The following is a 23,737-nucleotide window of genomic DNA, read 5'->3' as shown; positions in this document are numbered from 1 at the left end:
GTACGCCCTTGCACAGCACTGTGCAAGTCGATGAAGGGCAGGCAGAATGGCAGCCATGACCACCGGGACCCCCAGCCGCGCCGACACCAACCGCCGCCGCATCCTCGACGTCGCCCTCGCCGAGCTGCTGCGCGACCCCGACGCGTCCATGGACCAGATCGCGCGCGCCGCCGGCGTCGTACGACGGACGGTGTACGGCCACTTCCCCAGCCGCGAGGCGCTGATCGGCACGCTCGTCGACGGTGCCGTGGAGGCGGTGGCGGCCGCGCACGCGGCGGGGCGGGAGGGCGCCGCGGACCCGGCCGAGGCGGTGGCGGGCTCGGTCCTCGCCGTCTGGGAGATCGCCGACCGCTACCGCATCCTGGTGGCGCTCGCCCAGCGCAGCGTCACCATGCAGGGCATCCGCGAGCGCCTCACCCCCGTCCGCACCACCTGCACCGAACTGCTCCAACGCGGCCTGGACGACGGCGTCTTCGTCTCAGCCCTGCCCGCGCCCGCCCTGGCCTACGTCCACGAGCAGATGCTGTTCGCCGTCATGGAAGCGGTCAACGACGGCCTCCTCGCCCCCGAGGAGGCGGGCCGCTCCGCCGCGGTCACCGTCCTGATCGCGGCGGGCGTACCCGCGTCCCGGGCGACGGAGCTGGTGGCGAGGCTGGACGGCTGAGGGACGCGGCCCCGCGTCCGGTCACACCCCGCCGCCCTCCCCGGCGGTTCCGCCGATGCCGGGCCGGCGCGCCCGGTCCGCGATACGGCCCAGCGCCTCCAGGTGGCCCGTGAGGGCCGTACGACCGGCGGGGGTCAGCGCGATCCAGGCGCGGACGCGGGAGTTGAGCGGTTCCTTGCGCAGGGTGGCGTACCCCGCGTCCTGGAGGATCTTCACCTGCTTGCTGAGCACCGAGTCGCTCACTCCGAGCGCGTCGCGGACCACGGAGAACGCGAGGGAGTCCACCGGCGCGAGCATGGAGCAGATCTGGAGCCGGTTGACCGGGTGGATCACCGGGTCGAGGGCCGGGTCCGGGCCGGCGGGTCCGGGTACGGTCACGGCCGCTGTTCCCGGACGAGCGCGCGGTCCAGCCGGCGCCCCGCGGCGACGACCGCGAGCAGGGCGAGCACCCCGCAGCCCGCCATCGACCAGCGCAGCCCCACGGCCCACTCCAGCGTCAGACCGAGGGCGGCCGGCGCCGGCAGCGTCGGCCCGAGCACCGAGGTGATCCGGCCCATGGCGGGGGTCGCGTAGAAGCGGTCGAGGAAGACGCCGGTGCTGTGACCCGCGGCCATGGTGAGCAGGGCCGGGCCGAGCCAGACGCCCCCCATGAAGCCGTACGGGATCAGGTCCCCGTCGATGCTCACGGCGGCGAAGGCGAAGAGGAGGCAGAGGCCGATGCCCGGGTAGTACCACCACGGTCCAACCGCCCTGGCCACGATCCGGGCACGGGCCGCGCCCGCCTGTTCGAGCGCCGCGCGCGCGTCCTGCGGTTCCATCACGGTCGCCCTTCCCCGGTTCCCCTGTTTCCAGTCTGGAAAGAGGAGGCCGCGACTTTCCATCATGGCAAGGGAAGACTCTCCGGCACGGAAACACCGAGCGACCGGGTCACCTCATGGTGATCCGGTCGCTCGGTACGGGGTGGCCGGGCGGCTGAACAACGGGGGAGTACTCAGCCGCCCGGCGGTGTGGGGGACGGGCCCGGGTTCAGGCCGGGCCCGTCCCGGTCGGGGGGTCAGGCCTTGGCGAGGGCCTTGTCGCCGCCCTGCTCGGGGACCTCCGTCGAGGCGTCGCCGCCCTCGGCGTCACCCTCGTGCCCGTTCTCGTCGAGGAGGGTCTTCTCGTCGAAGGGGAGCTGTCCGGCGAGGACCTGGTCGACGCGCTCGCGGTCGATCTCCTTGGTCCAGGTGCCGATCAGGACGGTGGCGACGGCGTTGCCCGCGAAGTTGGTCAGGGCGCGGGCCTCGCTCATGAAGCGGTCGATGCCGACGATCAGGCCGATGCCGTCCACCAGGGCGGGCTTGTGCGACTGGAGGCCACCGGCCAGGGTCGCGAGGCCGGCACCGGTGACACCGGCGGCGCCCTTGGAAGCGACGAACAGGAAGAGCAGCAGCGGGATCTGCTCACCGATCGACATCGGCGTACCCATGGCGTCGGCGATGAACAGCGAGGCCATGGTCATGTAGATCATGGTGCCGTCGAGGTTGAAGGAGTAGCCGGTCGGGACGGTGATGCCGACCACGGGCTTGCTGACGCCCATGTGCTCCATCTTCGCGATGAGCCGCGGCAGCGCGGACTCGGAGGAGGAGGTCGACAGGATCAGCAGGAACTCACGGCCCAGGTACTTGAAGAGCTTCAGGATGTTCAGACCGGTGAAGATCCGCAGCAGCGCGCCCAGCACGATGAAGACGAACAGGACGCAGGTGATGTAGAAGCCGACCATCAGGAGCGCGAGATCCTTGAGCGCGTCCACACCCGCGGAACCGACGACGGCGGCCATGGCGCCGAAGGCACCGACCGGAGCGGCCCACATGATCATGCTGAGGACGCGGAAGACCAGGCGCTGGATGTGCTCGACACCGCGCAGGACCGGCTGGCCGGCGTTGCCCATGGCCTGCAGCGCGAAGCCGGCGAGCAGGGCGATGAGCAGGGTCTGCAGCACCTCGCCCTCGGTGAAGGCGGAGACGAACGTCGTCGGGATGATGCCGAGCAGGAACTCGGTGGTGTCCTTGGCCTCCGCGCTGACCTGCGCCTGGCCCGCGTCCTTGACCGCGTCGGTGACCGCGAGGCCGGTGCCCGGGTCCAGGATGTTGCCGACGACCAGGCCGATGCCCAGCGCGACCAGCGACATGATCGTGAAGTAGCCGAGCGCGATACCGCCGACGGCGCCGACCTTGGCGGCCTTCCGTACCGAGCCGATGCCCAGCACGATGGTGCAGAAGATGATCGGCGAGATCATCATCTTGATCAGGTTCACGAAGCCCGTTCCGATGGGCTTCAGCTCGACCGCGAAGTCCGGCGCGATCATACCGACGGCGATGCCGAGGGCGACCGCGACGATCACCGCGATGTACAGGTAGTGCGTGCGGTCCCGTTTGGCTTTGGGGGCCGTTTCGGGGGTGCTGGCGGCCACGGCTGCCCTCCTTGACGTCTTCGTCGGCATCTACCGGCGTGCGGCTCACGTCCGGATGGGATGGGGAATGCCGTGACTATCCCCCGCCCTGTGAGGGCGGTCACCCTTCCGTTCATTTAGTTCACAATCAGCCATGGGGGCAGACTGACGACATGCGCATCCCCGTCCCGAGACCCCGGAGCCTGGCCACCCAGCTCTTCGCCATGCAGGCGGTGCTGATAGCGGTCCTCGTGGCCGGGTACGCGCTGTTCACCTACGTCAGTGACCGCAGCCAGGCCGAGGACTCCGCGCGGCGCCAGGCCATGGCCGTGGCACGGTCCGTCGCGGACGCCCCGTCGGTGCGGGAGGCGATCGGCACCGCCGACCCCTCGGCCGAACTCCAGCCCTACGCGTTGCGCGTGATGCGGGACGCGGACGTCGACTTCGTCACGATCATGAACCCGAAGGGCATCCGCTGGACCCACCCCAGCCAGGACGAGATCGGCAAGCCCTTCCGCGGCACCATCGCCCCGGCGGTGGCGGGCGGCTCCTTCACCGAGACCTACACCGGCACGCTCGGCCCCTCGGTCCGCGCGGTCACCCCGGTCTGGTCGGGCGACGACGTCGTGGGCCTGGTCAGCGCCGGCATCAGGGTGGAGGAGATCAGCAAGCGGGTCTCGGGCCAGCTCACCGCCCTCATCGGCGTCGCGAGCGGCGCGCTGGCCCTGGGCGCGGTCGGGACGTACGTCATCAACGCCCGCCTGCGCCGCCACACCCACGGCATGAACGCGGCCGAGCTCAGCCGCATGCACGACTACCACCAGGCCGCGCTGCACGCCGTACGCGAGGGACTGCTGATGCTGGACGGGCAGTACCGTGTCGCGCTGATCAACGACGGCGGACGGGAGCTGCTCGGTGTGTCCTCGGAGGACGAGGTGATCGGCCGGTCGGTGGCGGAGCTCGGGCTGCCCGCACCGCTGACCGGGGCGCTGCTGGCGTCCGAACCCCGGGTGGACGAGGTGCACCTCACCGCGGACCGGGTGCTGGTGGTGAACACCTCCCCGGTGTCCGGCGGCGAGCGCCGCGGCACCGTGGTCACCCTGCGCGATGTCACCGAACTCCAGTCCCTCATGGGCGAGTTGGACTCCGAGCGCGGTTTCACCCAGGCGCTGCGCTCACAGGCCCACGAGGCGGCGAACCGGCTGCACACCGTGGTCTCCCTCATCGAACTGGACCGTGCGGAACAGGCGGTGGACTTCGCGACCGCCGAACTGGAGCTGGCCCAGGCCCTCACCGACCAGGTGGTGGCGGCGGTCGGCGAACCGGTCCTGGCCGCCCTCCTCCTGGGCAAGACCGCGCAGGCCAACGAGCGGGGCGTGGAGCTGGTGGTCTCCGAGGACAGCCGCCTCGACGACGGCCTCCTCCCTCCCACCCTCCCCTCCCGGGACCTGGTCACCATCCTCGGCAACCTCATCGACAACGCGGTGGACGCGGCCCAGGGCAGCGTGCGGGCACGCGTGACGGTGACCGCGTACGCCGAGGGCGGCGAGCTGGTGCTCCGAGTGTCCGACACGGGCGCCGGCGTCGATCCCGAGCACGCCGAGACGGTCTTCCAACGCGGCTTCTCCACCAAGCCGGCCGGGCCGGGCGGACGGGGCCTCGGGCTGGCCCTGGTCCGCCAGGCCGTGAACCGGCGCGAGGGGACGCTGTCGGTGGCGGAGGCGGCCGGGGGCGGGGCCGAGTTCGAGGTGCGGCTGCCGCTCGGGACGTGGGAAGGTCCTGCTGAACCCGATGCGGGCCACGCCGAGGAACGCGCCGTGGAAGCCGGGCGTACCGTCGAAACGGAACGCGCCCTCGAAGCGGAACGGGCCGTGGAAACCGACCGTGCCGTCTCCGGTCGTACGGTCCCTGGAGGCGACGCATGACCCCCGAGCAGCCCATCCGCGTCCTGGTCGTCGAGGACGACCCGGTCGCCGCCGACGCGCACGTCATGTACGTCAACCGCGTCCCCGGCTTCACCGCCGTCGGCAAGGCCCACACCGGCGCGGAGGCGCGCCGCGCGCTGGACCGTACCGAGGTGGACCTCCTCCTGCTCGACCTGCACCTCCCGGACGGCCACGGGCTCCAGCTGGCGCGCTCCCTGCGGGCCGCCGGACACCAGGCGGACGTGATAGCGGTGACCTCGGCACGGGATCTGACGGTGGTGCGCGAGGGCGTGTCCCTGGGCGTCGTGCAGTACGTGCTGAAGCCGTTCACCTTCGCCACCCTGCGGGACCGGCTCGTGCGCTACGCCGAGTTCCACGCGGCGGCCGGCGAGGCCAGCGGGCAGGACGAGGTCGACCGGGCCCTGGCGACCCTGCGGGCCCCGGGCCCCGCGGCCCTGCCGAAAGGCCTGAGCGGCCCGACCCTGGAGCGCGTCTCGGTCGCCCTGCGCGACTCCACCGCCGGCCTCACCGCCACCGGAGTGGCCGAGGCGGTCGGCATCTCCCGGATCACCGCCCGCCGCTATCTGGAACACCTGGTCGACGCGGGCCGCGCGGCACGGAGTCCGCAGTACGGGGCGGTGGGGCGGCCGGAGTTGCAGTACCGGTGGATGCGGGGCTAGGACAGGCCCTGGGCCGGCCCGTTCACGCGCCCCGCGCGTACCGCACGATCTGCGAGGCGAGGCCGGCCACGGCGAGCGCCTCCAGCACCGACATGGCGACGAGCAGCCGGCCGCCGTCGCCGTCGGCCCAGAAGACGACCAGCGCGGCCAGGGGCACGGCACCGAAGGCGGTCAGGTCCACCGCCAGCTGCAAGGCCTTCCGGGACCGGCGCCGGGCATCCCCCCGGTGCGCGGTCTCCCAGCCGAACGCCTGGAAACCGCCACCGGGTTGGGCCAGGGCGGCCAGCCGGGGACCGAGGTCCTCACGGACGTAGGCGCCGATCGCCGAGATCTTCTCGTCGTTCACGAGATAGGTCCACCCCAGCACGACACACACCGGCGGCAGCGCGAGCAGCATCGAGGGCCGCTTGGCCTGCGCGGCGGCGGCGATCACAGCGGCGACCACGGCCAGCGTCACATAGAGCAGATTGTCCCGGAACCCGATCCGCGCCCTCTGCTCCCCCTTGACACTCTCGTACTCGACGAGTAGCAACTGCCCGACGGTGACGTCCTGTTCCGGCACGTTCTTCCCTTCCCCCGGCCTACATCACGAGTGTGCCGGAGATCCTCCCCGGCGTTCTCGCCCTGGCCGCGTCGAATCCGCCGCACACGCATTGACCTGACTAGACCACTCCTCTTACGTTCACCGAGCAGCCACCCGGCGCCACAACGACGTGAGCCCGCAGGAGGTCATGCCCGTGCGCCCCACCGCCGTAGTCACCCCACTGCTCGCCGCCACGCTGGCCGTCACCACGCTCACGGCGTGCGGTGGCGGGTCCGGCAGTGATCCGGACACGCTGAAGGTGTCGTTCAAGCAGTCCACGGACAACTCGATCCGCGTGATGGACGACTATCTCGCCGGTATCAAGGAGCAGTTCGAGAAGGAGAACCCCGGCAAGAAGGTGGAGTTCGTCCCGATCAAGGCCCCGGACTCGGAGTACTACACGAAGCTCCAGCAGATGCTCAGGTCCGCGAAGACCGCCCCTGACCTGGTCTACGAGGACACGTTCCTGATCAACTCGGACATCACCAGCGGCTATCTCAAGCCCCTCGACTCCTACCTCGCCAAGTGGCCGGACTGGAACCGGTTCATGGACACGGCGAAGGCGGCCGCGAAGGGCGAGGACGGCAAGACGTACGGCGTCCCGGACGGGACGGACACCCGTGGCCTGTGGTTCAGCAAGGACATCTTCGCGAAGGCCGGTCTCCCCGCCGACTGGCAGCCGAAGAACTGGGACGAGGTCCTCGACGCCGCCCGCGCGATCAAGCGGAAGGTCCCGGACGTCATCCCGCTCAACGTCTACACCGGCAAGCCGGTCGGCGAGGCGGCCACCATGCAGACCTTCGAGATGCTGCTCTACGGCACCGACGCGGCCGGGAGCCAAGACCCCCTCTACGACCGCGCGTCGAAGAAGTGGGTCGCGAAGAGCCAGGGCTTCAAGGACGCCCTGACCTTCGTCGAGACGGTCTACAGGGAGAAGCTCGGCCCGGACGTCCCCGACGCCCTCGACCCCAACGTCATGACCCACGTCCGCGGCGACTGGCTCCCGCAGGGCAAGCTCGGCATCGCCCTCGACGGCTCCTGGCTCCCGCAGGACTGGCTGCCCGGCAGCGGCCATGAGTGGCCCGAGTGGTCGAAGGAGCTGGGGCTCGCCGCGATGCCGACGCAGCACGGCCAGGCCCCCGGCAAGGTCAGCATGTCCGGCGGCTGGACCTGGTCGATCCCGGCCAAGGCGGCCAACCCCGACCTCGCCTTCGAGTTCGTGAAGACGATGCAGACGAAGGCGAACGCGCAGAAGTGGTACATCGCCAACTCCGGTATCGCGGTACGCGAGGACGTCGCCGAGGACCCCGCGTACGTGAAGGCGCAGCCCGGCATCGAGTTCTTCACGGATCTCGTCGCCAGCACGCACTACCGGCCGGCGTTCCCCGCGTACCCGCAGGTCTCGGTCGCGATCCAGGAGGCGATGGAGGGGGTGACGACGGGCGACCTGTCGGTGGCGGAGGCGGCGAGCGGCTACGACGACGCGCTCAGGGACGCGACGGACAACCAGGTGGTCGAGAGGTGACGACCGCCTCGGCGCCCCCGAAGCTCCGTCGCTCGCTCGTCCGCGCCCTGCCCGTCTCCCCCGCCCTGATCGTGCTGCTCCTCTTCCTGGCCGGCCCGATCGTCTACTGCGTGTGGATCGCCTTCACCGACCTGCGGCTCACCGGTCAGGCGCAGTCGTCGTTCGTCGGCTTCGAGAACTTCCGCGAGGCGTTCGGGGACGAGGAGTTCCTGAACGCCGTATGGCTCACCCTCGTCTTCACCGTGCTGTCGTCGCTGATCGGCCAGAACACCCTGGGGCTGGCACTGGCCGCCCTGATGCAGCGCGCCTCGAAGCCGGTCCGCACGCTCACCGGTGGCATCGTGATCACGGCGTGGGTGCTGCCGGAGGTGGTGGCCGGATTCCTGCTGTACGCCTTCTTCCGCCGCGAGGGTACGCTGAACGCCATCCTGGGCTGGCTGCATCTCCCGTCCCAGAACTGGCTGTTCACGCTGCCGATCCTCGCGGTGTCCTTCGCGAACGTGTGGCGCGGGACGGCGTTCTCGATGCTCGTCTACTCGGCGGCGCTGAATGAGATCCCCAAGGAGATCACGGAGGCGGCCGAGGTCGACGGGGCCGGCGGCTGGCGCCGCATGTGGCACATCACGCTGCCGATGATCCGCCGTTCCATCGGCACGAACCTCATGCTCAACACCCTCCAGACGCTGTCCGTCTTCGGCCTGATCTGGGTGATGACGAGGGGCGGCCCCGGCGACAAGAGCCAGACACTCCCGCTCTTCATGTACGAACAGGCCTTCCAGAACAGCCTGATCGGCTACGCCACGGCGGTGGCGCTGCTTCTGCTGCTGGTGGGGTCGCTGTTCTCGCTCGTCTACATACGGCTGCTGCGGACGGAGGTCTGACAGACATGGCCCTCAACCACCTGGGCCTCGCCCTCACCGACCGCCGCCGGGGCCGCCGTCTGGCCGCCGACGCGGGGCTGCTGGTGCTCGCCGCCGCCTTCATGCTGCCGCTGGCCTGGGTGGTGCTCTCGGCCCTCGACCCGCGCGCCGACCTCCGGGTGAAGGCCCCCGACGGCCTCACCCTGGACAACTTCGACGCGATCCTGACCTCGGACGTCACCTTCACACCGCTGCTGAACAGCCTGATCCTGTGCGGGAGCGCGACCCTCCTGACGGTGGTGTGCGCGGCCCTCGCGGCCTACCCGCTGTCCCGCTTCAGGTCCCGTCTCAACCGCCCGTTCCTCCTCACGATCATCTTCGCGACGAGCCTCCCCATCACGGCGATCATGGTGCCGGTGTACGCCCTGTTCGTGCAGGTCGACCTCATCGACACCATGCAGGGCACGATCCTCTTCTTCGCCGCCTCCCAACTCCCCTTCGCCATCTGGCTGATGAAGAACTTCATGGACGGCGTCCCGAAGGAACTGGAGGAGGCGGCCTGGACGGACGGCGCGTCCTCACTCCAGTCCCTGGTCCGGATCGTCCTCCCCCTCATGGGCCCCGGAGTCTCCGTGGTGACGGTCTTCTCCTTCGTCATGATGTGGGGCAACTTCTTCGTCCCCTTCATGCTCCTGCTCACCCCGGACCAGATGCCGGCGGCGGTCAGCATCAACGAGTTCTTCGGAAACCGCGGGATGGTGGCGTACGGCCAGCTCGCCGCGTTCTCGATCATCTACTCGACGCCGGTGATCCTGCTGTATGTGCTGGTGGCGCGGCGGTTGGGTGGGGGGTTTGCGTTGGGTGGGGCTGTTAAGGGGTGAGGCGCTCGGCTCGGGCACGGGCTTCGGCGGGGCGGTCGAGGCCCTCGTGGACGAGGGCGAGGTTGGCGAGGGTCTAACCGGTCCCGTACCAGTCCTCGAACTCGCGGCAGATCTCCAGGTCTTTGCCGTACGCCTCGATCGCCTCCCCCGCCCGGCCCGCCTGCCGCAGGGCGACACCGAGGTTGTTCCACGCCATGCCCTCGCGGTGGCGGTCCCCGGCGGCCTGGAACAGGTCGCGGGCGCGGGTGTGGGCGTCGATCGTCTCCTCCACCCGACCGGCGTCCCCCAAGGCGACGCTCCGACCAAGGCCGCCGACACCCGCACCCAAGCCGACTCCCTCCCCTAACCCACCCATCCCCCCGCCACCCCCACCCTCGGCAGAACCGCCCACATCCGAGTCCCACCCCCCGGCTCCCGAGCCTCCCCGAACCCCCACTCCCCCTCACACACCCGCACCACGCACCCCAGCACCCGAAGCGCGGCCCGCCGCCGAGCATCGCAAGCCGCGACCAGCCTCGGGTGACTGTGACGGGGATGCCCGTCGTAGAGGATCACCCGCAACGCCCCGTCCCGGAACCGCAGCGACACATACACCTCGGCGTCAGGCGTGAACCGGCAGGCACAGGCGACCAGTTCGGCAACGACCTGAACGGCCGCGTCAGTCATGTCCTCCAGCTCATGAGCCCGAAGCGCGACACGAGCCGCAGCCCGCGCAACGCCCGAACTCATGGGCCCCGCAGGCAGCGTGAAGCTGTACGCGAGAGACTCCGGCGACGGCGGCGCCGCTTCCGGCACATCGGCGGTGATCGGACACGCCGAGACGGTCACGGCGACAGCAGACATGGCAACTCCCTTGATTCCAACGGACGTTCAATGAGTCGCGGCACGTCTGGTGGCTCCGTCACGCGAACGAGGGCAGGCTCGCGCGATGCACTTCCGACGACGTCACGCCGTAAGCGACCCCTTACCGACTGTAGAGCAAGAGCGGAGTACGTGTACTACTATCCATGCATCTCTCGTTGGACCAACCCCACACCCCGGAGGCAGACTGGCCCCGTCAACAGCCGGACACGAGGGGACCCATGCCGCCCAGGAGCACACCGACGGAACGTCAGCGGCGCCTCGGTGAAGAGCTGCGCAGGATGCGTATCGCGGTCGGTATGACCACGGAACACGCCGCCGGCCTGCTGAACGTCCCCCGCACCAACGTGCCCAACATGGAGTCCGGCCGCTCCGGCATCAGCCCCGACCGAGTACGCACCCTCGCGAAGAACTACGGCTGCACGGACCAGGTACTCGTCGAGGCACTCGCCGCCATGGCGAGCAGCCGCGAGAAGGGGTGGTGGGAGGCGTACCGGGGTCAACTCCGCGATGACTTCCTGGACATCGCCGAACTGGAGTGGCACGCCCAGCGCCTGCGCATCGCGACGACCGTGCATCTACCCGGGCTGCTCCAGACCGAGGAACGCGCACGTGCCCTCTTCGCCGCCGTGATCCCACCCCTGCCCCAGTCCGACATCGACCTCCGCACAGCACACCGCATCGACCGGCAGCAGGTTCTGGACCGCCCCGAGCCGCCGTCCCTCGACGTGATCGTGCACGAGGCCGCCCTCCGTATGGAGTTCGGCGGGCCCGCGGTGGCCAAGCGCCAACTGGAGCACCTGCTGCACAGGTCCGAGCAGGACAGCGTCACCGTCCGGGTCATCCCGTTCAAAGCAGGCGGCTTCCCCGGCGCCGGACAATCCGTGGTCTACGCCGAGGCCGCCGTCCCCCGTCTGGACACCGTGCAACTGGACAGCACCCACGGCTCGGAGTTCATCGACACAGAAGCGCAACTCGGCAAGTACCGGGCCCAGCTCGACGCAACCGAGAAAGCGGCGCTCCCCCCAGGCGCCTCACGCGACTTCATCCGCACACTCGCCAACGACCTCTAGGAGCCCCCATGCCGGACATCACCTGGGAAGAGCCCTTCTGCGGCGAGGGAGCCAACTGCTTCCGCCTGGGCACCGACCCCGACGGCAACGCCTACATATCCATCGCCGGCCAGGAACACACCTACCTCACCGACACCCGCGAAGCCCTCCGCACCCTCATCCAGGACATCAAGGCCGGCAAGGCCGACCACCTACTCTGACCCAGCCCCCTACTCGGAGACCTCCGGCAGCACCCCGGGACGGAACGGCTCCACCCCCACCACCCTCCGCACCCGCACCGGCTCGATCAGCAGCATCACCCGCCGCTCCCCGGGCAGCAGCCACGGGTACTTCTCCTCGCCGATGTACTTCTTCGTGAGCCGGTCCATGGACCGCTCCGCCTCCTCGCCCTCGACGAAGCGGACGACCCGGCCCCGGATCTCGACGCGGTCGTAGGGGTTCTCGGGGTCGTGGTGGGAGAGGGAAACGTTCGGATTGCGCCGCAGGTTCTGTTCCTTCACACGTCCGATCGCGGTGTTGACCATGACGTACTCACCTTCGAGATCCGCCCACATGGGCGAGACCTGCGGGGTTCCGTCCGGGCCGACCGTGGCGAGATGCCAGAAGTTCGGCGCGAGCAGCCGCTCGCGAATATGCCCCTCTACCTTGCCATTCACCTCGTACACGAAGATCACGTCCCTTTCCGGCCACCCGTCCGGGCATCCGGCGCCATCCTCGCGACCCCGGCCGCGCCGCCGACAGACGATCTTCGGCCAGCTCGAACCCGCGGCCGAAACCGTAGCTTCCTACAATCCGTGATCCTGGCCGAACAGACCGTAGTCACCGCACGCGGACGGGCCTACTTTGTGACGCGTGCGCCGCCCCCCAGCCCTGCCGAACCAGCCCGGACCGCCCTTCGACAACCTCGCCGCCCGCCGCCTGCGTACCGCGCTCGCCATGGGACCCGAGCATGTGGCCTACGGGCTGCGCGTCTCGTACGGACTGCCCTATGTCACCCCGGATCTCGTCCTCGCCTGGGAGCGCGGGACGCTCTCCCCGACCAGCCCCGAACTGACCGCTCTGGCGGGGGTGTTGTGGTGCTCCCCCGGTGAACTCATCGGCCGCCCCCGCACCCTGCGCGAGCACCGCGTCGCCCGCGGCCTCGCCCCCGAGGACGTGGCCCGCACCCTCGGGCTCGAACTCCTCGCCTACCTGAGCATGGAGGAGCACGACGAGTGGCGCGGCACCGACCGCCAGTCCGCCCTGCTCGCCGACCTGCTGGAGCTGTCCCTGCCGGACCTCGTCACCGTCACGGGCCGGGAGCCGCGGCTCGCCGAGCATCTGCGCGGCGCGGTCAGCACGCGCTGGCAGGCCCATGTGCGGCCGGTCGCGAAGATCGTGCCACTGGGCCGGCGGCTGCTCGAACACACCCTGCGCGAGCTGCACCAGCAGTACCAGGGGCAGATGGTCGCCACCCTCAGCTGGGGCGGCGGCGGTGAGCACTCCGGCGCGTCGGGACAGGAGTTCCTCGACCGGATCGTGGACCACTTCTGGGACACGATCCGGCTCAACAGCGGCTAGCCGGGCCACGGCACCCGTGCGTGCCGCAGCCCGCGAGCCCTCGCGGGCCAGAAGGGCCAGAAGGACTAGAAGACCGACTCCGCCTCGTCCATCCGGTCCTTCGGGACCGTCTTCAGTTCGGTGACGGCCTCCGCCAGCGGCACCATCACGATGTCGGTGCCGCGCAGGGCGGTCATCCGCCCGAACTCGCCCCGGTGGGCGGCCTCCACCGCGTGCCAGCCGAAGCGGGTGGCGAGGACGCGGTCGTAGGCGGTCGGGGTGCCGCCGCGCTGGACGTGGCCGAGGATGACCGGCTTGGCCTCCTTGCCGAGCCGGCGCTCCAGCTCGTACGCCAGGGCCGTACCGATGCCCTGGAAGCGCTCGTGGCCGAAGCGGTCGATCTCGCCCTTGCCGTAGTCCATGCTGCCCTCGGCGGGGTGGGCGCCCTCGGCGACGCAGATCACCGCGAACTTCTTGCCGCGGGCGAAGCGCTCCTCGACCATCTTGACCAGGTCGGCGGGGTCGAAGGGCCGCTCCGGGAGGCAGACGCCGTGGGCGCCGGCCGCCATGCCGGACTCCAGGGCGATCCAGCCCGCGTGCCGGCCCATGACCTCGACGACCATCACGCGCTGGTGGGACTCGGCGGTGGTCTTGAGGCGGTCCATCGCCTCGGTGGCCACGCCGACCGCGGTGTCGAAGCCGAAGGTGCGGTCGGTGGAGGAGATGTCGTTGTCGATGGTCTTCGGGACGCCGACGACCGGCAGGCCCGCGTCGGACAGCATCCGCGCGGCCGTGAGGGTGCCCTCGCCGCCGATCGGGATCAGGGCGTCGATGCCGAACTCGTGGATCATGTCGGAGGCGTTCTCGCACGCCTCGCGCAGCCGGTCGCGCTCCAGCCGGGAGGAGCCGAGGATGGTGCCGCCGCGGGCCAGGATGCCGCTGACGGATTCGAGGTCGAGGGAGCGGTAGTGGCCGTCCAGCAGGCCGGAGTAGCCGTCCTCGAAGCCGATGACCTCGTCGCCGTAGTTGTCGACCGCGCGGTGCACGACCGACCGGATCACGGCGTTCAGGCCGGGGCAGTCGCCGCCTGCGGTGAGAACTCCGATACGCATCGTGCTGTGTCTCCTGCTCGCTGTTGATACCGGTGAGCCACTTCGATTCTTTCATGTCCCACAGGAGGCCGCCGACACAGCACTGACGGGCGTCTTACCCATCGCGGAAGGTACTGTCAAGAGGGTTCTGCTCACCTGGGTGGGCGATTTTTATGGCGTGAGTGTGATGGCGCGAAACGAACGGAGAGCACGCGTGACCCGCAGCGTCTACGTGACCGGTATCGACCGCGGCGACGGCCGTCAGGTCGTGGAGCTGGGCGTCATGGAGCTCCTGACCCGGCAGGTCGACCGGGTCGGGGTGTTCCGCCCCCTCGTCCACGACGGCCCCGATCGCCTGTTCGAGCTGCTGCGCGCCCGCTACCGGCTCGCCCAGGACCCGGCCACGGTCTACGGCATGGACTACCACGAGGCGTCCGCCCTCCAGGCCGAGCGCGGCACCGACGAGCTGGTCTCGACGCTGGTCGACCGCTTCCACCGGGTCGCGCGGGACTACGACGTCGTCCTGGTCCTCGGCACCGACTACGCCGACACCCAGTTCCCGGACGAGCTCTCCCTCAACGCCCGGCTGGCGAACGAGTTCGGCGCCTCGGTGATCCCGGTCGTGGGCGGCCGGGGGCAGACCACCGAGTCCGTGCTCGCCGAGACCCGCAACGCCTACCGCGCCTACGACGGCCTGGGCTGCGACGTCCTCGCCATGGTCAGCAACCGGGTCGCCCGCGCCGACCGGGACGCCATCGCCGAGCAGCTCGACGGCCGCCTCCCGGTGCCCTGTCATGTCCTGCCGGACGAGCCCGCGCTCTCCGCGCCGACCGTCTCCCAGATCGCGCACGCCCTCGGCGCCAAGGTCGTCCTCGGCGACGACTCGGGGCTCGCCCGGGACGCGCTGGACTTCGTCTTCGGCGGCGCGATGCTGCCGAACTTCCTGGCCGCGCTGACCCCGGGCTGCCTGGTCGTCACCCCGGGGGACCGGGCCGACCTGGTGGTCGGCGCGCTGGCCGCGCACAGCGCCGGAACCCCGCCGATAGCCGGTGTGCTCCTCACGCTCGACGAGGTCCCCGGCGACGCCATCCTCACGCTGGCCGCCCGTCTCGCCCCCGGCACACCGGTGCTCTCGGTGGCGGGCACCAGCTTCCCCACCGCCGCCGAACTCTTCTCCCTGGAGGGGAAGTTGAACGCGGCCACCCCGCGCAAGGCGGAGACCGCGCTCGGCCTCTTCGAGCGGTACGTCGACACCGCGGACCTCAGCAAGCGGGTCTCCGCGCCGAGCAGCGACCGCCTCACGCCGATGATGTTCGAGCACCAGCTCCTGGAGACGGCCCGCACGGACCGGCGGCGCGTGGTGCTGCCCGAGGGCACCGAGGCCCGCGTGCTGCACGCCGCCGAGGTCCTGCTGCGCCGCGGGGTCTGCGACCTCACCCTGCTCGGCCCGGTCGACCAGATCCGCAAGAAGGCAGCCGACCTCGGCATCGACCTCGCCGACGCCCAGCTGACCGACCCGGCCACCTCCGACCTGCGCGACGCCTTCGCCGAGAAGTACGCGGCGCTCCGGGCCCACCGGGGCGTCACCGTCGAGCTCGCCTACGACGTCGTCTCCGACGTGAACTACTTCGGCACGCTGATGGTCCAGGAGGGCCTGGCCGACGGCATGGTGTCCGGGTCCGTGCACTCCACGGCCGCGACGATCAGGCCGGCCTTCGAGATCATCAAGACCAAGCCGGACGCCGACATCGTGTCGTCCGTCTTCTTCATGTGCCTGGCCGACAAGGTCCTCGTCTACGGCGACTGCGCGGTCAACCCCGACCCGAACGCCGAGCAGCTCGCCGACATCGCCATCCAGTCCGCCGCCACGGCCGCGCAGTTCGGCGTGGAGCCGCGGATCGCGATGCTGTCGTACTCGACGGGCACGTCCGGTTCGGGCGCCGACGTCGACAAGGTGCGCGAGGCGACCGAGCTGGTCCGCTCCCGGCGCCCGGATCTCAGGATCGAGGGCCCGATCCAGTACGACGCGGCCGTGGAGCCGACGGTCGCGGCGACCAAGCTGCCGGGCTCCGAGGTCGCGGGCCAGGCCAGCGTGCTGATCTTCCCGGACCTCAACACCGGCAACAACACTTACAAGGCCGTGCAGCGGTCGGCCGGCGCGATCGCCGTAGGGCCGGTGCTCCAGGGCCTGAACAAGCCGGTCAACGACCTGTCCCGGGGCGCGCTCGTCCAGGACATCGTGAACACCGTCGCCATCACGGCGATCCAGGCCCAGTCCCCCGAGCAGGCCCCGTCCCCCGAACCGGCCCAGTCCCCCGAACAGAAGGCGTCCCAGCAGTGAGCGGCACCCGCGGCACCCGCGTCCTCGTCCTGAACTCCGGCTCCTCGTCGGTCAAGTACCAGCTGCTCGACATGGGCGACGGCGGCAGGCTGGCCCTGGGGCTCGTCGAGCGGATCGGCGAGCAGTCCTCCCGGCTGAAGCACACGCCGCTGGCGACCGGCGGCGAGGCCCGTGAGTGGACCGGGCCGATCGCCGACCACGACGCCGCGCTGAAGGCCGTGGCGGAGGAGCTGGCCCGGGACGGGCTCGGGCTCGACTCCCCGGAGCTGGCCGCGATCGGGCACCGGGTGGTGCACGGCGGGCAGACCTTCACCGAGCCGACCGTGATCGACGAGGCGGTGCTCGCCGAGATTGAGCGGCTGATCCCGGTGGCGCCGCTGCACAACCCGGCCAACCTCACCGGGATCCGTACGGCGCGGGCGCTGCGGCCCGACCTGCCCCAGGTGGCCGTGTTCGACACCGCCTTCCACACCACGATGCCGGAGTCGGCCGCGCGCTACGCGATCGACGTGGAGACCGCCGACGCGCACCGGATCCGGCGCTACGGCTTCCACGGGACCTCGCACGCGTACGTGTCCCGTGAGACGGCGAAGCTGCTGGGCAAGGACCCGTCCGAGGTCAACGTGATCGTGCTGCACCTCGGCAACGGCGCGTCCGCGTCGGCCGTGCGGGGCGGGACGTGCGTGGACACCTCGATGGGGCTGACGCCTTTGGAGGGACTCGTGATGGGTACGCGGTCCGGAGACATGGACCCGGCCGTCATCTTCCATTTGATGCGCGTTGGCGGAATGTCCACGGACGAGATCGACACTCTTCTCAACAAGAAGAGCGGATTGATCGGCCTGTGCGGGGACAACGACATGCGGGAGATCCGCCGCCGGATCGACGAGGGTGACGAACGGGCACAGCTGGCCTTCGACATCTACATTCACCGGCTGAAGAAGTACATCGGCGCCTATTGCGCGGTGCTCGGCCGGGTGGACGCGGTCGCGTTCACGGCCGGGGTCGGGGAGAACGCGGCGCCGGTGCGCGAGGCCGCCGTGGCGGGCCTGGAGCAGCTGGGCCTGCTGGTGGACGCGGAGCTGAACGCCGTACGCGGTGACGAGCCGCGGCTGATCTCGCCGGCGAACTCGCGCGTGGCCGTGGCGGTGGTGCCGACGGACGAGGAATTGGAAATCGCGACACAGACTTACGCACTGGTCCGAGAAGAAAGCAACTGAGCGGTAACCGCAAATGAGCGCGACCCCGCCCATGTGAATCTTCCGCCAGACGGAATATTCCGTAGCGAAACAAACCGATAGGATCGCCCCATGCGCCGTTCGAAAATCGTCTGTACTCTCGGCCCCGCGGTCGACTCCCACGAGCAGCTCGTGTCGCTGATCGAGGCCGGCATGAACGTGGCCCGCTTCAACTTCAGCCACGGCACGCACGCCGAGCACCAGGGCCGGTACGACCGTGTCCGGGCCGCCGCCAAGGAGACCGGCCGGGCCATCGGTGTGCTCGCCGACCTCCAGGGTCCGAAGATCCGCCTGGAGACCTTCGCCGAGGGTCCGGTGGAGCTGGAGCGCGGTGACGAGTTCGTCATCACCACCGAGGACGTACCCGGTGACAAGACCGTCTGCGGCACGACCTACAAGGGTCTGCCGGGCGATGTGACCAAGGGCGACCAGATCCTCATCAACGACGGCAACGTCGAGCTGAAGGTCACCGAGGTCGAGGGTCCCCGGGTCAAGACGATCGTCATCGAGGGCGGTGTCGTCTCCGACCACAAGGGCATCAACCTGCCCGGCGCGGCCGTGAACGTGCCGGCGCTGTCCGAGAAGGACGTCGAGGACCTGCGCTTCGCGCTGCGCATGGGCTGCGACCTGGTCGCGCTGTCCTTCGTCCGGGACGCCAAGGACGTGGCCGACGTCCACAAGGTGATGGACGAGGAGGGCCGCCGGGTCCCCGTCATCGCCAAGGTGGAGAAGCCGCAGGCGGTCGAGAACATGGAGGACGTCGTGATGGCGTTCGACGGTGTGATGGTCGCGCGTGGCGACCTCGCCGTCGAGTACCCGCTGGAGCGGGTCCCCATGGTGCAGAAGCGCCTCATCGAGCTGTGCCGCCGCAACGCCAAGCCGGTGATCGTGGCGACCCAGATGATGGAGTCGATGATCACCAACTCCCGTCCGACCCGCGCCGAGGCCTCCGACGTGGCCAACGCGATCCTGGACGGCGCCGACGCGGTCATGCTGTCGGCGGAGTCCTCGGTCGGCGCCTATCCGATCGAGACGGTGAAGACGATGTCGAAGATCGTCTCCGCCGCCGAGCAGGAGCTGCTCAGCAAGGGCCTCCAGCCGCTCGTACCGGGCAAGAAGCCGCGCACGCAGGGTGGTTCGATCGCCCGCGCCGCCTGCGAGATCGCCGACTTCCTCGGCGGCCGGGGCCTGGTGGCCTTCACCCAGTCCGGCGACACCGCCCGCCGCCTCTCCCGCTACCGCGCGACCCAGCCGATCGTCGCCTTCACCACCGACGAGGGCACCCGCAACCAGCTGACGCTCAGCTGGGGCGTGGAGTCGCACATCGTGCCGTTCGTGAACACCACGGACGAGATGGTCGACATGGTCGACCAGGAGATCGCCAAGATCAACCGCTTCAACCCCGGCGAGATCGTCATCATCACCGCCGGCTCACCCCCCGGCGTCCCCGGCACCACCAACATGCTCCGCGTCCACCACCTGGGCGGCGGCGACAGCAAGTGACCCTTGTTTCAGGGGCCTTGATCCAAGGCCCCTGACAGGCTCTGTACGGCGCTGAGGGCGCCCCCTGTGGCAGGGGGCGCCCTCAGCGTCTGTGCGGCTCCCGAACGGGCTTGTGGGGAAGGCTCACTCGCTGTACTGACGCATCTCGGGTACGTGCAGTGTGCCGCCGAACTGGGCGGCCTGGGTGACCGTCACGTTCGTGAAGTAGATCAGCGGGATGTTCAGCGGCGGCGGGTGCTCCGGGCTGAATGTGATCGGGATGAGGCCCAGCAGGTTGCCGGAGATGCTCTCCGTGTACATGGTGGTCTTGCCGTCGCGGATCGTGGACGTGGTGCCCTTGCCGGCCTGGACGTGGTACGTCCTGCCGTTCTCGTTCACGATCTGGTGCAGGTCACCGATGTCGGTGCCGTCGGAGACGACGTACTTGAGGACCTTCTTGGTCTGGCCGCTCGCGGTCCTGACCTCGACGACGCCCTGGTAGTCGGCGCCCTTCAGCAGCAGCGAACTGGCCTTCAGGGTCCAGGGCTTGTCCGCCACCAGCTGGGTGTTGTCGACGTCGCCCACCGCGTCCGTGGCGACCGGGCAGTCGTCCGGGTCCGTGCTGGCGCTCGGCGAGGGGCTGGGCGAGGCAGTGGCCTCGTCGGCCGCGCCCTCGACGGCCTTCTCCACGGTCTCGGTGGTGTCCTCGACCGCCTTGGACGCCTTGTCGGTGGTGTCCTTCACCGTGTCGTCCACCGTGCCGGTGAGCTTCTCGGTGGTGTCCTTGACGGTGTCGGACGCGCTGTCGGCGGCCTTGTCGGCGCTGTCCGTGCTCGGCGAGGCCGACGGGGTCGCGGACGGGGTGGGGCTCGCGGTGTCCGTGGAGCCCTTGCCGCCCGTGAAGATGCCGGTGAGCGCGTCGCCGATGTCCTCCAGCAGGTTGCCGTCGCTCTCGGAGGGCGAGGGGCTCGGGGTGGCGGCGTCGCCGCCCGTCGAGTCGCCGGCGGAGGGGGACGGCTTGGGCTCGGCCGTGTCGTCGGAACCTGAATCCGACGAAGAGTCGTCCGAACCGCCGGTCGGCGACGGGGTCGGCTCGGCCGCGTCACCGTCACCCTTGCCCGAGCCCGAGCCCGAGTCCGCGGAGTCGGAGGAACCCGCGGAGTCGGAGGAGTCCTTGTCCTTGTCCTCGTCGCCAGCCGAGGCGGACGGCGACGGGCTGGCGGACGCCGAGGCGCCGTCCAGGGCCGCGACACAGTCCTTGTACTCGTCGGCCGTCAGGCTCTTCGACGTCGGCTGCTCGTCGGCCAGGGCGAGGGTCGACGTGAACCCCATCCCCATGAGGACCGCCGTCGGCATCGCCGCCAGGGCTATCGCCTTGCCGGCCGGCACGTGGAACCTGGTGAACAGCGGCTTCTTGGGTGCCGCGTGGCGCGGCCCGGTTCTCACACGGGACGCCTCCACGTCAGTCCCGTGGGTCACCTCGTCAGCCGGCACTGTGCCTCCCGTTCGCCCCGTAGACCGGGCTCGTTCCTGACAGATCGTTCGGCTCGCCGAGCCCGTTCAGCGGCTTGAGGACCGTGGTGTCGGGGTCCGTGGACCGGGTGTCCTGGGGCGCCTGGGTGTCCTTGGTGAAGCCGACTCCCGGCACAGCGCTCTCGGGGGCACCGCCCTGCTGCCCGCCCGTCCCCGGCACCGGGGGCGCGGGGGGCTCTCCCGGGGCCCACGACACGGCCATCGCTCCGCCGACGAGGGCGAGCATGAAGCCGATGACGAAGCCTCCGAAGTTGGACACCGGGATCGACACCAGGCCCAGCAGGATCGCCGCCACACCCGCGAAGACCCGGACGTGCTTCTGGAACCAGAGGCTGAGACCCAGGACGAAGAGCAGCACACCGATGATCAGGGACCCGGCCCCCGCCGTGGTGGCCATGGCCAGCGTCAGGTGACCGAACTGGATGTTCGCGTACGGGAAGTACAGGATCGGGAATCCGGCAAGCAGGACGAACAGGCCGGACCAGAACGGCCGACTACCCCGCCAGGCGCGGAAGTTCCGCCGAAATACCCGGAGGTAGTGCTCGTCACGGCCGGGTGCGGCAGGAGTCTCGGCGCTCATGGAAAACAGCTCCCTGGAACGGCGTTGCTGTGGTGAGTAGTGGTGCTCGATGGAGAGTGGACGGGCGGGGGTGCCAGCGGCTCCCCCGCCCGTCAGCGAGTGCTCAGTAGCACTCGCTGACACCCTTCGACAGCGACATCTTCAGACCGCTGAGCTTGAAGGTTCCGGCAGTGGTGGCCCACGCCGTCTGCTTCACGTTCGTCAGGGTGGCCTGGTCGGCCTCCTGGGAGAACCCGAACGGGTTCGCGGTGTCGCCGCTCCGGATGCCAGGACCCTTGGTGATGTCCTTGCCCGCCACGCCGATGTTGATGTTCTTGAACGTGGCGTCGGCGCCGAGCTCGGCGACGTCGATGTAGAGGTTGTCCGCCTCCACCGGGGTACCGCCGCCGCCCGCGGTCAGCTTGAGGCTGACCGAGCCGAGCAGCGGGATGTCCGGGGTGACCACGGACTGGCACATGTTCGTGATCTGGGCCTGCTTGAAGGCCGAGACCGCGACGGGGTGTGCCGTCTTCTTGCCGTCGAGGGTGTACCCCGAGTCGACGGCGCCGTACTGGGAGAAGCCCGTACCGACGAGCTTGTCCGCCGTGACCTTGAACGACTGTCCCGACACGCTGAACGACGCCGCGAGGGCGTTGTTCGCGAGGGCGAGACCTATACAAGCCGTGGCGGCCACGCTGGGCACCATCACCACAGCGAACCGCTTCCATCTGGTCCCGCCACGCACCTGGGACTCCATATTTCCTCCTTCTCGGACGTACATCTCCTGACCCTGACTGCCCCTGTCGAACATGACGGCTCAGCCGGGCAGGGATGGGAGAAGTGCTACGTCCTCGGGAAGGAGAGCGCCTGTACTCGGTGGCGCGAACCGCACCCGAATCACCGGCGTTCACCCCCGAGCGACAACCACTGGTCGCGCCTGACACGCATCACGCACAACCTTGCTGGACAGGCTTCGCCGGGTGGGCGAAGACCCCCCTGTCCAAGAGACGGCGCCACTGCCGCCGGCTCTACTCGGTGGGGACCCAGGGAATCCCGTCGACCCAACCGGCTGCCGGGGTACGGGAATGGACCGAGCGTGGCCGATCGTGGTGCATTCTCGCCGCTCGCACAAGGGGCTTCGTTACTCACTAGTAACGGCCGGATAACCGAACAACGACCCCCCGGTCTCGGCCGACGACACAGGGTGGCAACCGGGGCCAGGACAAAGCAGTTGATCGATGGACAGAATCCGACAGATCAACGCCTCTGGCTTACTGCAAGTAACAGCGGCCGCGATTACCAAGATTTGGCAAAGCGCGGCCGCAGTGACGTTCGATCGGCAAATCTTTCACTTGGGCACCACATGCCCGCGTGTTTAGCGACTGGTCAGAACCGGGCCGCCGCCCCGCTCAGAACAGAGCCCGCGCGAGCGCCCGACGCGCGGCACCCACACGGGGGTCGTCGGGGCCCACGACCTCGAACAGATCCAGCAGCCTCAGGCGCGCGGCATCCCGGTCGTCACCCGCCGTACGCCCCACCGTCTCGATGAGCCGTCCGAAGGCGTCCTCGACATGGCCGCCGACCAGGTCCAGTTCGGCGGCGGCGATCTGCGCCTGCACATCGTCGGGCCGATCGGCCGCGTCCTTGCGCACCCGCTGCGGGTCCGCGCCCTGCACGCGCTGGAGCAACTCGGCCTGGGCGAGGCCCAGTTTGGCCTCGGTGTTGCCCGGGTCGTCGACCAGGACATTCTGGTACGCGCGCACCGCGCCGCCGAAGTCATTGGCGTCCAGGGCCTGTACGGCGGCCGCCAGAGTCGCGTCGTGGGGGCCCACCGGCTCCGCGGGAACCGAGCGGTCGGGCGCGGCGGCGTCGGGGTCGACCGTCAGACCAGTCAGACCGAAACGCTGCTCGGCGACCTGCACCAGCTGATCCAGGGTCTCCCGGATCTGCTGCTCCGCGGCGGCCCCCTGGAAGAGCGGCAGCGCCTGTCCCGCGACGACCGCGAAGACGGCCGGGATGCCCTGGATCCCGAACTGCTGCATCAGCATCTGGTTGGCGTCGACATCGATCTTGGCGAGGAGAAAGCGTCCGTTGTACTCGACGGCGAGCCGCTCCAGGACCGGGCTCAGCTGCTTGCAGGGCTGGCACCACTCGGCCCAGAAGTCGATGACGACGGGTACTTCGGCGGACCGCTGGAGGACGTCCTGCTCGAACCCCGCCTCATCGACGTCGATGACGAGATCGGCCGGCGAGACGGCACCGGGGGCGCCGCCGCCCTGCCGTGCCGCTTCGGCGCGCGCCTGCTCCGCCTTCGCCTTGGCCTCCTGGGCCGCCTTCACCGCGGCGAGGTCGACGACTCCGCTCATGGACATGTTCCGTGGCTGCATGCGTCTATCCTCCCCCGTTACCCGCGCGTGCGTGAAAAGCGGTGTGAAAGCCGGTCGTACTGCGTCATGATCGGCGTCGGGTCC

Annotated in this window: 23 protein-coding genes; 12 read left to right on the top strand and 11 right to left on the bottom strand. The window is 69.9% G+C overall.

Features of this window, described 5'->3' with window-relative positions:
• The first annotated feature begins 55 nt into the window (after positions 1-55).
• Positions 56-664 carry a TetR/AcrR family transcriptional regulator gene (locus tag K4B79_RS14230; RefSeq protein WP_232026890.1) on the top strand — a complete coding sequence of 203 codons (609 nt, stop codon included), beginning with the start codon at positions 56-58 and terminating at the stop codon, positions 662-664.
• A 21-nt stretch (positions 665-685) separates the two neighbouring features.
• Here the strand turns inward: K4B79_RS14230 and K4B79_RS14225 are convergent, their stop codons facing one another.
• The 3 genes from K4B79_RS14225 to K4B79_RS14215 all read right to left on the bottom strand — a co-directional run bounded on the left by K4B79_RS14225 (position 686) and on the right by K4B79_RS14215 (position 3,146).
• Entirely contained in the window at positions 686-1,042 is a 357-nt protein-coding gene (locus K4B79_RS14225) for a transcriptional regulator (protein WP_232026889.1), read from the bottom strand.
• Positions 1,039-1,482, bottom strand: a complete 444-nt coding sequence (locus K4B79_RS14220) for a hypothetical protein (protein WP_232026888.1) — start codon at positions 1,480-1,482, stop codon at positions 1,039-1,041. The genes K4B79_RS14225 and K4B79_RS14220 overlap by 4 nt, the downstream gene beginning before the upstream one ends.
• Before the next feature lie 236 nt (positions 1,483-1,718).
• Positions 1,719-3,146, bottom strand: coding sequence for a cation:dicarboxylate symporter family transporter (locus tag K4B79_RS14215; protein ID WP_232026887.1), 1,428 nt, complete (start codon positions 3,144-3,146; stop codon positions 1,719-1,721).
• A 122-nt stretch (positions 3,147-3,268) separates the two neighbouring features.
• Between K4B79_RS14215 and K4B79_RS14210 the strand changes: the two genes are divergently transcribed.
• Positions 3,269-5,020: an ATP-binding protein gene (locus tag K4B79_RS14210; RefSeq protein WP_232026886.1), complete on the top strand. Its 1,752-nt coding sequence runs from the start codon at positions 3,269-3,271 to the stop codon at positions 5,018-5,020.
• Complete coding sequence (locus tag K4B79_RS14205) at positions 5,017-5,700, top strand: response regulator (protein WP_232026885.1); 684 nt, start codon at positions 5,017-5,019, stop codon at positions 5,698-5,700. Before K4B79_RS14210 ends, K4B79_RS14205 begins: the two co-directional genes overlap by 4 nt.
• A 22-nt stretch (positions 5,701-5,722) precedes the next feature.
• Here K4B79_RS14205 and K4B79_RS14200 read toward each other — a convergent pair whose 3' ends face one another.
• Positions 5,723-6,262, bottom strand: coding sequence for a hypothetical protein (locus K4B79_RS14200; protein WP_232026884.1), 540 nt, complete (start codon positions 6,260-6,262; stop codon positions 5,723-5,725).
• A 169-nt stretch (positions 6,263-6,431) separates the two neighbouring features.
• On the opposite strand from K4B79_RS14200, the gene K4B79_RS14195 reads away from it, so the two are divergent.
• From K4B79_RS14195 to K4B79_RS14185, 3 genes are read left to right on the top strand one after another with little or no spacing between them, the layout of a single operon-like run.
• On the top strand, positions 6,432-7,808 hold the full coding sequence (locus K4B79_RS14195; RefSeq protein ID WP_232026883.1) for an extracellular solute-binding protein: 1,377 nt from the start codon (positions 6,432-6,434) through the stop codon (positions 7,806-7,808).
• Complete coding sequence (locus tag K4B79_RS14190; protein WP_232026882.1) at positions 7,805-8,689, top strand: carbohydrate ABC transporter permease; 885 nt, start codon at positions 7,805-7,807, stop codon at positions 8,687-8,689. The genes K4B79_RS14195 and K4B79_RS14190 overlap by 4 nt, the downstream gene beginning before the upstream one ends.
• Positions 8,690-8,694: 5 nt before the next feature.
• A complete protein-coding gene (locus K4B79_RS14185; RefSeq protein WP_232026881.1) occupies positions 8,695-9,549 on the top strand; it encodes a carbohydrate ABC transporter permease in 855 nt (284 codons plus the stop codon).
• Positions 9,550-9,622: 73 nt separating this feature from the next.
• Here K4B79_RS14185 and K4B79_RS14180 read toward each other — a convergent pair whose 3' ends face one another.
• Entirely contained in the window at positions 9,623-9,838 is a 216-nt protein-coding gene (locus K4B79_RS14180) for a tetratricopeptide repeat protein (protein ID WP_374208465.1), read from the bottom strand.
• 871 nt (positions 9,839-10,709) lie between these two features.
• Between K4B79_RS14180 and K4B79_RS14170 the strand changes: the two genes are divergently transcribed.
• Both K4B79_RS14170 and K4B79_RS14165 read left to right on the top strand, forming a co-directional pair.
• Positions 10,710-11,483 (top strand): helix-turn-helix domain-containing protein, encoded by a 774-nt coding sequence (locus tag K4B79_RS14170; protein WP_308280434.1) that lies wholly within the window; start codon positions 10,710-10,712, stop codon positions 11,481-11,483.
• Between the two features lie 8 nt (positions 11,484-11,491).
• Positions 11,492-11,683, top strand: coding sequence for a hypothetical protein (locus K4B79_RS14165; RefSeq protein WP_232026878.1), 192 nt, complete (start codon positions 11,492-11,494; stop codon positions 11,681-11,683).
• Between the two features lie 9 nt (positions 11,684-11,692).
• On the opposite strand, the gene K4B79_RS14160 is transcribed toward K4B79_RS14165, so the two are convergent.
• Positions 11,693-12,139, bottom strand: a complete 447-nt coding sequence (locus K4B79_RS14160; RefSeq protein ID WP_374208464.1) for a PPOX class F420-dependent oxidoreductase — start codon at positions 12,137-12,139, stop codon at positions 11,693-11,695.
• A 196-nt stretch (positions 12,140-12,335) separates the two neighbouring features.
• Here K4B79_RS14160 and K4B79_RS14155 point away from each other — a divergent pair, with 196 nt between their 5' ends.
• Positions 12,336-13,043: a helix-turn-helix domain-containing protein gene (locus K4B79_RS14155; protein WP_232026876.1), complete on the top strand. Its 708-nt coding sequence runs from the start codon at positions 12,336-12,338 to the stop codon at positions 13,041-13,043.
• A gap of 65 nt (positions 13,044-13,108) precedes the next feature.
• Here the strand turns inward: K4B79_RS14155 and K4B79_RS14150 are convergent, their stop codons facing one another.
• Positions 13,109-14,134: an ATP-dependent 6-phosphofructokinase gene (locus K4B79_RS14150; protein WP_067439853.1), complete on the bottom strand. Its 1,026-nt coding sequence runs from the start codon at positions 14,132-14,134 to the stop codon at positions 13,109-13,111.
• A gap of 193 nt (positions 14,135-14,327) precedes the next feature.
• Here K4B79_RS14150 and pta point away from each other — a divergent pair, with 193 nt between their 5' ends.
• The 3 genes from pta to pyk all read left to right on the top strand — a co-directional run bounded on the left by pta (position 14,328) and on the right by pyk (position 19,195).
• Positions 14,328-16,454, top strand: coding sequence for a phosphate acetyltransferase (gene pta, locus K4B79_RS14145; RefSeq protein ID WP_232026875.1), 2,127 nt, complete (start codon positions 14,328-14,330; stop codon positions 16,452-16,454).
• Positions 16,451-17,674 (top strand): acetate kinase, encoded by a 1,224-nt coding sequence (locus K4B79_RS14140; protein ID WP_232026874.1) that lies wholly within the window; start codon positions 16,451-16,453, stop codon positions 17,672-17,674. The genes pta and K4B79_RS14140 overlap by 4 nt, the downstream gene beginning before the upstream one ends.
• Before the next feature lie 90 nt (positions 17,675-17,764).
• Positions 17,765-19,195 carry a pyruvate kinase gene (gene pyk / locus K4B79_RS14135; RefSeq protein ID WP_232026873.1) on the top strand — a complete coding sequence of 477 codons (1,431 nt, stop codon included), beginning with the start codon at positions 17,765-17,767 and terminating at the stop codon, positions 19,193-19,195.
• A 123-nt stretch (positions 19,196-19,318) separates the two neighbouring features.
• Here the strand turns inward: pyk and K4B79_RS14130 are convergent, their stop codons facing one another.
• The 4 genes from K4B79_RS14130 to K4B79_RS14115 all read right to left on the bottom strand — a co-directional run bounded on the left by K4B79_RS14130 (position 19,319) and on the right by K4B79_RS14115 (position 23,653).
• The gene (locus K4B79_RS14130) at positions 19,319-20,668 is read right to left on the bottom strand and encodes a hypothetical protein (protein ID WP_232026872.1); all 1,350 of its coding nucleotides are present in this window, start codon (positions 20,666-20,668) and stop codon (positions 19,319-19,321) included.
• Complete coding sequence (locus K4B79_RS14125) at positions 20,658-21,287, bottom strand: DUF6114 domain-containing protein (protein WP_232026871.1); 630 nt, start codon at positions 21,285-21,287, stop codon at positions 20,658-20,660. Before K4B79_RS14125 ends, K4B79_RS14130 begins: the two co-directional genes overlap by 11 nt.
• Before the next feature lie 103 nt (positions 21,288-21,390).
• The gene (locus K4B79_RS14120) at positions 21,391-22,023 is read right to left on the bottom strand and encodes a DUF6230 family protein (protein ID WP_232026870.1); all 633 of its coding nucleotides are present in this window, start codon (positions 22,021-22,023) and stop codon (positions 21,391-21,393) included.
• Between the two features lie 652 nt (positions 22,024-22,675).
• A complete protein-coding gene (locus tag K4B79_RS14115) occupies positions 22,676-23,653 on the bottom strand; it encodes a tetratricopeptide repeat protein (protein WP_232026869.1) in 978 nt (325 codons plus the stop codon).
• Positions 23,654-23,737: the final 84 nt, after the last annotated feature.

The organism is Streptomyces lincolnensis, from assembly GCF_021173675.1.
Lineage (GTDB): Bacteria > Actinomycetota > Actinomycetes > Streptomycetales > Streptomycetaceae > Streptomyces > Streptomyces lincolnensis_B.
Note: the sequence above shows the minus strand (reverse complement) of the source record. Positions and strands in the feature narration are given on the sequence as shown.